Genomic DNA, 11,438 nt, shown 5'->3' with positions numbered 1-11,438 from the left:
GGGGGGTTACAGCCGTCAGTATTGGCTCAGATGATTAAGGATGACTCTAGTGCGGAGGATGGGTTATGGAATCGATTTATGTTTTGTCGTCTGCCCCAGACTAAGACTGATGCGTTTAGTCATAATTCGGTTTCTCTATTTGAGTGTCTGTTAACTCTCTACACAAATTTATCCTCTGCTCCAGTCATCGAACATATCCTCTCAGATGCGGCTAAGACGCTCTGGAAGGTGTGGCATGACGATGTGGAAGATAAGGTGATGGTGGAAGCTTCGGAGCTATTGAGAGGCACCTATGCCAAGGCTGAGGGGATTGCGGGTCGAAATGCTTTGATCGTTCACAGGGCGATTGCAGCACAGCAAGGGGTTATCCCTGAGCTGGCGATTAGTGGTGAGGTGATGGCGATGGCAATTGAGTGGACTCAGTGGGAGCTGGGGCAGACTTTACTCGAATATCAGCGATTGGGATTGACTGACGATCCTGAGCTATCGAGGATATTGAAGTTTATCGATAAGTTTGAAGGGAAAGGATGGATAACAGCTAGAGATGTTGGTCGATGGTGGAGTAGTGCTGAGAAGCTATCAGCAGAAAATCTGCGGCTCTACATGGCTTCAGTTGTTGATTTGGGATATGCAAGTTCTAACGGAGAATCCCCTAAATCCAGAAAATATCAAATATTAATCTCTAAGAATTCCGGTGACAATGGTGACAAATCTCCTGAAACTGTTACCTCTAAACAATTCTGATGTGTCACCAGTGCTGGTGACAAAGATAGAGCTGATGGGTGTCAAACCATTGACAGTCAATAAGTTCAAGTTTGGCACCAGATTATTTTATTTCTGGTGACAAACTTGGTGACAAACATTGAGAGGCTATATTGTTTTCCAAGTTTGTCACCAAACAGGTGCCAAACAGGTGCCAAACTTAAAACCTTTACTGGGAGGAGGTTACAAAGCTCATAGTAATAATTTGTCACCAGCACTGGTGACAGACTTAAACCCTTGCTAGAGGCTAATTTCAAAAGATTTGTCACCATTGTCACCGGAATTTATAAGAGTAAAAATAAAAATATCGAATGTTGGCAGTACTGCCAACAGCATCAAACCATTGTAAATCAAGGATTTCGTTGCTTTTGTTGGCATTGTTGGCACTTTGTCTAAGGAAGAATGTCAACTACCCAACACTGAGCGGAGTACCGCTACAGTGTGGGCTTGTATCTAAACTCCACCGCTCACCTGGGTACAGGTAAAGCGGGGGACTCCTTCTGTTCGAGTTGAAAATGAAAAATCTACAGATTCCAGCCAATATCAAATTCAGATCTTAGGAAAAGATGCTGACAACACTGACAAAACTTCTGTAAGCTAATCATAGAGCCAAAATACTCTGTCAGCATTGCTACTGACAAGTTTTAACTCTAAAATGCCATAACTTAGACACAGTAAAGATTGTAGAATTGTCAGCATTGGTACTGACAATTCACTGACAAACTGCGTGAACATCATCAACTGTCTTGGCTGTCTCCAATCAATTTGATTTTGTCAGTACTTTGTCAGCATCAGCACTGACAAACCTGAAACGTTGTTAAATCACCATCACAAAGGTTCTGTCAGTATTTTTGTCAGTAGCTATACTGACAGCCTTTAAACCTTTCAAAATAAAGGTTTCAGCAATTTTGTCAGTGTTGTCAGTGCGTTTTCTACAAACTAAAAAATAGCAGCCAAGATAATGTGTTGACATTGTGCGGACAAAACTTCTATATTGGTTATAGAGTCCCCTAAAGTATTAGAAAAGTACTGCTCTAGGTCGAATCAAATATTTTTGCTCTAGTAAGGAGTAAGTGCTATGTACGCCTCAGTAGACGAGGGTTTAGAGAATGAAACCCGAAATGTCACGATTAACATCCGAGCTAAGAAAAATCAACGCGACCTAATCGATCGGGCAGCAGATCTACAGGGTAAGAGTCGCTCGGAGTTTATGCTTGATTCAGCTCAAAAGACAGCCCAGGACGTTTTACTAGACCAGAGATTCTTTGGGCTAGATGAGGTTAAATTTCAACAGTTTGTAGAATTGCTAGATGAACCCCCTACCTATCACGAACAGCTACACAAGTTGCTAACCACCAAAGCACCTTGGGAATAACTCGTGGCAAGTAAACAAGGGCAAGAGCCTATTCGTCCACCGGAAAAATTGACTTCAACCCACCAGATTGAAGACTTTGACTCAGGTATCGACCAACTAGATAGCTGGTTGAAGCGGAGAGCTTTAGGAAATGAAGCAGAAGGAGCATCCCGTACTTATGTTGTCTGTGCTGGTGAAGTTGTTGTTGGTTACTACTGCTTATCCAATGGAGCAGTAGCAAACAATCTAGCAACAGGTAAGGTGCGACGGAATATGCCAGATCCGATTCCAGTGATGATCATTGGTAGGTTAGCCGTCGATCGTCGTTGGCAAGGTAAAGGTATTGGCAAAGGTCTACTGCGGGATGCCATTTTGAGAACGCTCAAGGCTTCAGAAATAGCTGGGATTAGAGCTATACTTGTCCATGCCATCTCTGAGGAGGCAAAGCAGTTTTATGAACAGTATCGGTTTACTGCTTCATCACTAGAACCTTTAACTTTGATGGTTAAAATTAATGATGCTGTTACTTCACTTGGTTTACCAGAGTAAATGACTATTGCATTAAGTGGAAACAATTATCCTCAGTTACTAGCTGAATTTGTACCTCAAGCGATCGATTCTGAGGCAGAATACGCTCGTGCTTTAGCGATAGCCGAACATCTTACCTTTAAAAAAGATCGGACTGAAGCAGAAATAAAATTCTTAAAACTGGTAGTTGTTTTAATTGAAGATTATGAATCCGAGCATTATCCAATGGATAATGTAGCTCCCCATGAGCTATTACAGCATTTAATGGAATCTAATCATACTCGTCAAGCAGATCTAGTCGGACTAATTGGTTCGCGGGGAGTTGTATCGGAAGTGGTTAATGGGAAAAGAGCGATCGGTAAAGCCCAAGCCAAGGCATTAGGTGAGTTTTTTAGCGTTTCGCCTGGATTATTTATTTAACCTGTTAGGGTAAGCGATCGATGTAAAAGTGGTTAAAAGCAAATCGAAATCGGTAACAGTCAAAGCCTGAAAACCTTGTAAGATCGGCTAAAAAGTGCTTAAAAGCAAATCAAGACATACAATAAACAGCCGTAACTAGCGACCCGCCTGTTACGGCTTGCTAAACTCCATAACTTGAATTGTGTGGCGGGTGCTGGTGGAGGCGACCTTCTCACCGATCTTGGCTTTGTCACATTGCCAAACCAAACTCTTTCGTTTTCTATAGGGAACGAAAAACCAAGCCGAATTTAAAATCGATTTACATCCCCATCTCATAGCCGTAAGACTCCTCAACCTCCTCCTCAGTCTCCTTCACATTAACCAGATAAACCTTCTCAATCGACTCAGCCAAATAAGCCTCCAAATCCTCACCCCAACTTCCCGACACAGGTAATTCATACTCAACCAGCCCTGGTAAGTTATAAAACTCCGCCTTACTTCCCACTACCACATCAACCCGATGTAACTTATCCCCAGGCATCCACCCTCCCTCATGTCCTGCCAAAAATAACATAGTCTCCTCAGCAGGATTTAACGTTGCATAAGCCATCGCCTCCAGCGGGTCATCCATCACCACAACCTTGTCAATTTTCCCCTGGGGTGAAGATTGAAAATAATACCAACCCACAGACAAACCAGATCCCTCTACTGATTCACTCGGACAATCCTTCACACTCAGATCGATCGCTGTTGCCCCTGTCACCCTTTCCTCAAAATCCCTGTGCAAACAAATTAACTTTCCCTTCTCATCCGCATAAATTAACCCCTCTTCATGCAACCGCTCGACTAACTTAGCAGGGAGCCGTTTAGTCCCAGTCAGATAATCCTTAACCTCCCCCCACTTCTCCCGCTCTGGTTTGGGAGGACTGAACCGAGCGGGGAGCTGCTCGGTGACAATCTGGGGTTTTTTGTATAAACCCTCGAAAAGGGGGATTCTGAGTTTTATGGTACCTCCGAACTAGACTTTCCGAGATAACGATAGACACTCGCCTTAGAAAGATCGAAGTCCTTCATCAAGATTTTAATCAGAACACCCTGTTGGCGTTGAAGCTGAAGCTCCGCAACCTGTTGGGGAGATAAGCGTTTACTCCTTCCAAACTTGACACCCAACTCTTTTGCCTTATTAATGCCGTCTAGCTGACGCTCAGAGCGGAGTTCAGTTTCAAATTCAGCGATCGCCGCCAGCATATTAAAAAGCAGACGACCAGTAGCATCAGAAGTATCAATATTTTGGTCGAGAACCTGCAAAGCGACATTTTTCCGCTGGAGAGCATCAGCGATCGTGCAAAGGTGAAGAGTAGAGCGAGCTACCCGATCTAACCGCGACACAATCAACGTATCGCCATCTCGAACATATTCCAGACAAGCGGCAAGCTGGGAACGCTGCTGGTTGGTACCACTTTGTGTTTCCTGATAAATCTTGTCGCAATGTTTGAGCTTATCCAACTGAACGTCAAGACTCTGACCCGACGAGCTAACTCTTGCGTACCCAACCAAAGCCATACAAACACCTGCTGATGTATTTATGTCTCATTATGCCTTAAAGGTTAAGAGAAAGATATTTTGAGACATGGAAAGAGACATAATTAAAGAATGTCCCAGAAAGTGTACTTTCTGAGACGAACAAAATTGAATAATGAGTAGCCAAAATGAAAGATGAAGGTACTGAATTCACCCGTAAAGAAAAACGGTTGAAAATCTTGGCTACTGATGAAATTGAGAGTATTTACAATCGACCTAAATTTAACAGCGAAGACCAGATTGAATATTTCACACTATCACAATCAGATTTAGAGATACTTGAAGTATTTGGCTCAATTAAATCTCAAGTATACTTCATTCTTCAATTGGGATATTTCAGAGCCAAGCATCTATTCTTTATATTTACACTTGATGAAGTTGAAAATGACTATCAGTATGTGATAGAGCGGCACTTCAATGCCAAGCAGATTGGTGGAATCAAAGTTATTGATAAACAGACGCGGCTCAAACAACAGCGGTTAATCCTCGAGCTTCATCGCTATCATCTTTGTGGAAAAGAAGAGCGTCAAGAACTCGAACGAAAAGCACAGCAATCAGCAAAGGTTTATAGCAAACCTATCTATGTATTTCGAGAACTAATCAATTATCTCACAGATCAAAAGATTGTGATCCCAGGTTATACCTTGATGCAAGACATCATTAGCCAAGCTTTGACTGCCGAGCATAATAGATTGACAAAGATTGTATGCGATCGGTTGCAGACATCTGAAATCGCAGCCTTTGACAAGCTATTAGAAGAATCACCAGGCTTATATGAAATCACTCAACTGAAGCAAGAGCCGAGAAATTTTAGCCTCAAAGAAATCAAGGGTGAGATTCGGCGGGGTGAACAATTATATTTTTTCTACACGATCGCTAAAAGCTTATTACCAGAAATGGAGATATCCAATGAGAGTATTAAATATTATGCTGCTCTAGTAGATTACTACTCTGTTGCTAGATTAAAACAACTGAATAAGTGGACAACCTATATTTACATTATCTGTTTTGCTCATCATCGATACCAACGACACTCAGACAATTTAATTAACTGTTTAATCTCCAAGGTGAGACATTATAGCGATGAAGCTAAAAGCGTTGCTAAAGAACGTTTGTATGAATGTCATCTTGAAATCAATGAAAGTTTCCAAAAAGCCGGACAAGTTCTCAAGCTGTTGACAGATGAAAGCATTGAAGCAGATACACCTTTTAAGGCAGTTCAATCTAATATCTTTGGAATTCTACCACGCCCAAAGTTGATTGTTGTTGCCGAGCGAATGGTGAAGACAGTAAGTTTTGACGAAACGGCTTTCCAATGGGAGCATATTGATAAGTTATCTCACCAGTTTAAGTTGCATTTGCGACAGATAATATTAACCGTTGATTTTACCACAACACTAACTCAGGATACATTAATTGAAGCGATCAATTTCTTGGAAGTAGCTTTCAAGAAGGGTAAGCCACTCAAGGAATTCCAGACTGAATTATTTCCAATCGAATGTATCCCAGCCTCTGTTTCAGGCTATCTCTATACAGGTACTAGCGAACAAGACCAGCAGTTAATTCCAGATCGATATGAGTTCTTAATCTATCGACTACTTCGTAATGGATTAGAATCGGGTGATATCTCTTGTCGAAATAGCATTCATTTTCGGAGTCTTGAAGATGACTTAATTGATGATTTGAGATGGCAGGACAAACACCCGTTAATGATTAGCAATAATTTGACTGTTTTAACCCAGCCAATTATCGAACATTTAGCATCACTTGAGAAAAATCTTGAAGACCGGATCGAGGAAGTTAATCGCCACATTACTGACGGGGATAATGAGCACTTTCAGATTAAGAAGCGTCGTGAGAAAGTCCGCTGGAATCTTTTGTATCCTCAAAGTGTTGACTTAATTAATGCACCACTCTTTGAGGGTTTGAAACAAGTTGATATTGCCAGCATTCTCCATTTTGTGGATGAGGATTGCCATTTTATTAAAGCTTTCGAGCATATCTTAGGACGTTATCATCGACAAGCTATAGATGAAGATGTGATTATTGCTTGCTTGATTGCCTGGGGTAATAATATGGGGATGGTGCGGATGGGTCAAATTTCTGACATTAGCTATCAACTACTTACCACTACCTCAGATAATTTTATTCGATTAGAAACACTCAAAGAGGCAAATGACCTGATTAGTAATGCTATCGCTGAGTTATCAATCTTCCATCATTATGATATCGATAATATGCTTCACTCTAGTAGTGATGGACAGAAGTTTGAGGCTCGGATTAATACAATTAATTCCCGTTACTCTCCTAAGTATTTTGGGCTAAATAAGGGTGTTGTTTCATATACACTTGTTGCTAATCATATTCCGGTTAATGCCAAAATTATTGGGGCTAATGAGCATGAGAGCCACTTTGTGTTTGATATTTTATTCAACAATACAACTGACATTCAGCCTCAGATTCATTCGACTGATACCCACGGTACAAATGAGATTAATTTTGCGGTGCTGCATTCTTTTGGTTATCAGTTTGCTCCACGTTATAAAGATATACATGACAAGGTTACTAAATCTTTGTATGGATTTAAGCATCCCAGTAATTATGATAAAGATTATGTCATCAAACCCGTTCGTAAAATTAATACTGAATTAATTGTGGAGGAATGGGAGAATATTCAACGGATTATGGTTTCGCTGGCGGTGAAGGAAACGACTCAGAGTATTATTGTTGGTAAACTCAGTGCTTATGCTCGAAAGAATAAGACTAGACGGGCTTTGTGGGAATATGACAATATTTTGAAAAGCTTGTATTTGCTCGATTATATTGACTCTTTACCGTTGCGTCAAAATGTTCAGCGGGCATTGAATCGGGGTGAAAGTTATCATCAGTTACGCCGAGCTATCTCTCACGCTAATTTTGGTAAGTTACGCTTTAAATCTGAACTTGAACAACAATTGTGGAGCGAATGTGGACGTTTAATTGCTAATTGTATTCTTTATTACAATGCGAGGATCTTGTCTAGTGTTCTCGACCATCGAGAGCAACTTGGCGATGTTCAAGGGGTTGAGGTGTTGAGACAGATTTCTCCTGTTGCTTGGCAGCACATCAATTTATATGGTCGCTATGAGTTTCGGAAGTTTTCTGACTCGATCGATCTCGTTGCCATCGTTCAACAGCTAACCCAAGCCCCATCTCATTAATTTCCAGAATCCCCCTTTTCGAGGGTTTATACAAAAAACCCCACGATCGCCATCGTCAGTGAGATATTGATCGAGATGACCTGTCACTACCATATATTGCACTTTTCGATCTGGGCGTTTGTGTAGTTGAGTGTCCAAAAATCTCCCCATAATAATTAGTTTTTTTGTCTCCAACGATTTGGTAGATTTACTTTCTCGCTGCTTATAATTCTGATACTCATTTTTAAGCTCGTGGGTTCTATGTCGTGACAACTCAATTTTGTACTCAAATTGTTCGCGCCGTGACAGTTTCTCAATTTCCTCTTTGGACTTCGGGACAAAGGGCTTTTTAATTTTAGGCTCTTTTTTAGCGTTGCCTTTGTCTTTATCCTTTTCGATTAATTCTGCCAGCTCACTCTCAACTTGTTCCTGTGTTAAATCGTTATCCACAATCTTAATTTGTAATTATCACTACTTACATTTTAACAATTGTGATATTAGATCTATCTAAGTATAAACACCAGAGTTTAGCAGCTAGATCTAATTGCTAACAATAATAGAAACAGCCGCAAACAAAGTCTAAAAATAGTGACAGAGATCATCCTAGTTCCGTATTCAGTAAGCCATAATTTAATTAAACTCATGACGAAGGAAGGGCGCACTTATACATTCCGTAGGAATGGTGCGCCCTACGGGGTCGGAACATAGCACCAACATTTTGCAAAAACATTGTGGCAATTTATCACAATAGTGTATCCGTCGTAAAAAGGTCGGCTGGCAAGTCAGCAGTTGCAGCAGCAGCTTATCGCTCCGGGGATAAGTTAACGGATGAGCGAACGGGCTTGATCCATGACTATACTCGCAAATCTGGAGTAGATCATTCAGTGATTTTGACTCCAGTTGCAGCCGATTGGATAACCGATCGCGAGAAGTTGTGGAATAAAGTTGAAGCCGCAGAAAAGAGAGGCGACGCGCAATTAGCGAGAGAAATAACAGTAGCCATACCTTGCGAATTAAGCAGAGACAATCAGATTGCGTTAGTTCGTGATTATGTTCAAAAAAACTATGTCGATCGGGGCATGATTGCCGATATCAATTTCCACCATCTCAATGGAGAAAATCCCCATGCTCATATCATGGTGACGATGCGAGATCTTAAAATTGACGAGAAAGGAGATGTGAGTTTCGGCAAAAAAAACCGCCAATGGAATGACTGGAAAGATGCAGTGTCGTTTACTAAAAATCGAGAGAATTGGGCAACAACTGCAAATCAATATTTAGTTAATGCTGGATATCCAGACATCCAAATCGACCATCGGAGTAACGCCGATCGTGGAATTGAGACTATTCCTCAGATCCATTTAGGTGCTGAGGCTGCGGCAATGCGAAAAAAAGGGATTGCGTCAGAGCTAGGCGACAAATACGATCGGATCGATGTCGCAAATCATGGTATTCGCGAAAAGCTGGAGCAGATTTACAAGTCAGAATCAGCGACCTGCGATCTGGAGAATCAACTGGCAGAGTTCGATCGCCGAGTAAGCGATCGAGAAAGGAATAAGAGCCAGTTTTACGAAAAGATTGAATTTACACCTAAACCTGTTGCAAAAACCTCAGAACCAGAACGTATAAAATGGAGTTTGAAGAAAGATATCGATCCTCAGCTTGTTAGGACGCTCTTGGAAATAGGGGATCGAATGGGTACTAATTATAAAGCTGGTAACTATCAAATACAAATACACATAGCACAGAAGGAGATCAAAATTAAGTATCAGGATAATGTAGCAATGATCGTTTATATCAGTACATGTGAGGCACTGTTAATAGATCGATCATTTAGTCTTGAACAATATCAGGTGGGTTTAGCAAAATCTATCAATATCCTGACTGACCAAGAACAGCAGCGAGAACAGGCACAGGCAAAGGAGGGGGAACAGCATCAAGCCGAGCCAGAACCACAATTAGAGCAGTCGGAACAGGCGCAACCAGAGCTAGAGTTATGTCAGGACACTATTATTGATGACTCTGAAATTATTGATGATTCTGAAATTATTATTATTGACAATCCTAAAATCAATGTCACTAAATTATTAGCAAGTAAAAATCTATCTTTGTGATATAGTCAGACCAACTTTATAAAGCAGCAATGAAAAAAGTTTCTTTGTTAACGATCGCTATAACTCTATCGCTTGCCGCGATCGTCCAAGCACAACCAGACGATCCAGGAATGTTTAAGGGACGCGATCGGAGTGAGTTGCCCGATAACTATCGAGAGATTAATACGCCAGCGAAACTAGAGGCATTTCGGAAAAGCCTAGAAACAGTTCCTAAAAATGCTAGAAAAACTAAGATTGATGGGCAAACTTATCGCTGTATAGATCGTGGAGGGCACGATCTAGATAATAGTTTAAAAGTTTATGACATGAGATGTTGGAAATAATATTCCAAGCATGTGGTAAAACGCCGTGTCGAATGCTTAACTTCCACATCCTAATACAGGACTGAGCTACAGCGATTTGATTATCACACCCTTGGTTCGGTTACGGTAATTTCGCCCGAAACTGGCTGCATTCGATCGCAACTGGCACACGCGATTGGTGATAGCAGTAAAAAATCAAAACAAGATTGGATAGATTCGGTTCAAAACTTCTGTGAGTAAATCTTCTGGACAAGTACCAAGAGATACCGCTGTTCTCGATCGATAGTCCAGCGACCGTAATTGGTCGGTCATAATTATGCCAGTAACGGGTAGATCTACTGGAATAGTGACATAGAAAGGATTTCGCCGCTTAGTATTACTAATCGGGCAAACTAAAGCAAAACCGCGATACTGGTTAAACTCACTTTGGCTAACCACCAGTGCGGGACGATTGCCCATCTGTTCGTGACCAGACTGCGGATCGAAGTCGATCCTGATAAAGTCTCCTCGACAAGGAATGTACTCTACCATTCTTCATCTCCTACTGCTTGTCCCCAATCAACTTCGGGTTCGTCTTCTAATTCCTGAGAAATTAGTTGTGCGAGAGTGTATTTGCCATACTTATTTACAGGGCAAACCATCATCATGCCATTTTCAAGCCGACATTCGACCTCCCCATTTACAGTTAGGGCCAGCTCCTCAGCAATATATTTAGGAATCCTAATCCCTAATGAGTTACCCCATCGCCCGATTTGAGTCTTCATGATTCAAGTGCAAATGATATCTAAAGTATATCATGTTAATTACTGGTACACGCGCTCGGGGCTGATTGCCAGAGCGTATCCTCACCGCAAGTACAATGATTTTTAGTATTTATCGGTAGCCAATGGCGAGGATGCACTCTGGCAATCTAATTTAACTGGATACTTTAGCTACCCCGACAGTGCCCGACACCTCCTGTCACCCAGTGTCGGGATACTCACATTCAAGGTTAATATAAAGTATCCCGACATGTCGGGATTGTGTGTCACCCACTGTCGTTAAACTCCAATGAATAAAGAAGAAGCCGCCGCCTATTTAGGGCTTGCTGAATAAGTTACGCATGACAACAATGGTAGCTCAATGGAGTGAAAGATGAACGAAAAAGATAGGCTTTAGTTAATGAAAAAGGAGATTGAATAAATATTTTTAATCTCAAACTGCTGGAAACAGAATGAGG

General features: G+C 41.3%; 12 protein-coding genes. 7 read left to right on the top strand and 5 right to left on the bottom strand.

What is annotated here, in order from left to right; genetic code table 11:
* The 4 genes from ACEW9J_RS17025 to ACEW9J_RS17010 form a co-directional block, all read left to right on the top strand.
* Positions 1-744, top strand: a 744-nt coding sequence (locus ACEW9J_RS17025) for a DUF3987 domain-containing protein (RefSeq protein WP_373546298.1), incomplete at its 5' end; no start/stop codon positions are given.
* Positions 745-1,840: 1,096 nt separating this feature from the next.
* Positions 1,841-2,137, top strand: a complete 297-nt coding sequence (locus ACEW9J_RS17020; protein WP_373546297.1) for a DUF1778 domain-containing protein — start codon at positions 1,841-1,843, stop codon at positions 2,135-2,137.
* A 3-nt stretch (positions 2,138-2,140) separates the two neighbouring features.
* Positions 2,141-2,665 (top strand): GNAT family N-acetyltransferase, encoded by a 525-nt coding sequence (locus ACEW9J_RS17015; protein WP_373546296.1) that lies wholly within the window; start codon positions 2,141-2,143, stop codon positions 2,663-2,665.
* Positions 2,666-3,064 (top strand): type II toxin-antitoxin system HigA family antitoxin, encoded by a 399-nt coding sequence (locus ACEW9J_RS17010; RefSeq protein ID WP_373546295.1) that lies wholly within the window; start codon positions 2,666-2,668, stop codon positions 3,062-3,064. It begins immediately after the preceding gene.
* A gap of 298 nt (positions 3,065-3,362) precedes the next feature.
* Here the strand turns inward: ACEW9J_RS17010 and ACEW9J_RS17005 are convergent, their stop codons facing one another.
* Entirely contained in the window at positions 3,363-3,923 is a 561-nt protein-coding gene (locus ACEW9J_RS17005) for a hypothetical protein (protein ID WP_373546299.1), read from the bottom strand.
* Positions 3,924-4,045: 122 nt separating this feature from the next.
* Positions 4,046-4,606: a recombinase family protein gene (locus ACEW9J_RS17000; RefSeq protein ID WP_373546294.1), complete on the bottom strand. Its 561-nt coding sequence runs from the start codon at positions 4,604-4,606 to the stop codon at positions 4,046-4,048.
* Positions 4,607-4,752: 146 nt separating this feature from the next.
* Between ACEW9J_RS17000 and ACEW9J_RS16995 the strand changes: the two genes are divergently transcribed.
* Positions 4,753-7,824 carry a Tn3 family transposase gene (locus ACEW9J_RS16995; protein WP_373546293.1) on the top strand — a complete coding sequence of 1,024 codons (3,072 nt, stop codon included), beginning with the start codon at positions 4,753-4,755 and terminating at the stop codon, positions 7,822-7,824.
* Here ACEW9J_RS16995 and ACEW9J_RS16990 read toward each other — a convergent pair.
* Entirely contained in the window at positions 7,801-8,253 is a 453-nt protein-coding gene (locus ACEW9J_RS16990; protein WP_373546292.1) for a hypothetical protein, read from the bottom strand. The genes ACEW9J_RS16995 and ACEW9J_RS16990 overlap by 24 nt on opposite strands.
* 281 nt (positions 8,254-8,534) lie before the next feature.
* Between ACEW9J_RS16990 and mobQ the strand changes: the two genes are divergently transcribed.
* Both mobQ and ACEW9J_RS16980 read left to right on the top strand, forming a co-directional pair.
* Positions 8,535-9,917: a MobQ family relaxase gene (gene mobQ, locus ACEW9J_RS16985; RefSeq protein ID WP_373546291.1), complete on the top strand. Its 1,383-nt coding sequence runs from the start codon at positions 8,535-8,537 to the stop codon at positions 9,915-9,917.
* Positions 9,918-9,946: 29 nt separating this feature from the next.
* Complete coding sequence (locus ACEW9J_RS16980) at positions 9,947-10,240, top strand: hypothetical protein (RefSeq protein ID WP_373546290.1); 294 nt, start codon at positions 9,947-9,949, stop codon at positions 10,238-10,240.
* Between the two features lie 174 nt (positions 10,241-10,414).
* Here the strand turns inward: ACEW9J_RS16980 and ACEW9J_RS16975 are convergent, their stop codons facing one another.
* A complete protein-coding gene (locus ACEW9J_RS16975) occupies positions 10,415-10,750 on the bottom strand; it encodes a type II toxin-antitoxin system PemK/MazF family toxin (RefSeq protein WP_373546289.1) in 336 nt (111 codons plus the stop codon).
* Positions 10,744-10,983, bottom strand: a complete 240-nt coding sequence (locus ACEW9J_RS16970; RefSeq protein ID WP_373546288.1) for an AbrB/MazE/SpoVT family DNA-binding domain-containing protein — start codon at positions 10,981-10,983, stop codon at positions 10,744-10,746. The genes ACEW9J_RS16975 and ACEW9J_RS16970 overlap by 7 nt, the downstream gene beginning before the upstream one ends.
* Between the last annotated feature and the right edge of the window lie 455 nt (positions 10,984-11,438).

The sequence above is a fragment of the Chamaesiphon sp. genome (assembly GCF_041737865.1).
Lineage (GTDB): Bacteria > Cyanobacteriota > Cyanobacteriia > Cyanobacteriales > Chamaesiphonaceae > Chamaesiphon.
Note: the sequence above shows the minus strand (reverse complement) of the source record. Positions and strands in the feature narration are given on the sequence as shown.

Bases quoted from the DNA above. Each gene is read 5' to 3' on its own strand.
- ACEW9J_RS17020 (WP_373546297.1), top strand. From the start codon at position 1,841: ATGTACGCCTCAGTAGACGAGGGTTTAGAGAATGAAACCCGAAATGTC.
- ACEW9J_RS16975 (WP_373546289.1), bottom strand. From the start codon at position 10,750: ATGGTAGAGTACATTCCTTGTCGAGGAGACTTTATCAGGATCGACTTC.
- ACEW9J_RS17000 (WP_373546294.1), bottom strand. From the start codon at position 4,606: ATGGCTTTGGTTGGGTACGCAAGAGTTAGCTCGTCGGGTCAGAGTCTT.
- ACEW9J_RS16970 (WP_373546288.1), bottom strand. From the start codon at position 10,983: ATGAAGACTCAAATCGGGCGATGGGGTAACTCATTAGGGATTAGGATT.
- ACEW9J_RS16995 (WP_373546293.1), top strand. From the start codon at position 4,753: ATGAAAGATGAAGGTACTGAATTCACCCGTAAAGAAAAACGGTTGAAA.
- ACEW9J_RS16980 (WP_373546290.1), top strand. From the start codon at position 9,947: ATGAAAAAAGTTTCTTTGTTAACGATCGCTATAACTCTATCGCTTGCC.
- ACEW9J_RS17010 (WP_373546295.1), top strand. From the start codon at position 2,666: ATGACTATTGCATTAAGTGGAAACAATTATCCTCAGTTACTAGCTGAA.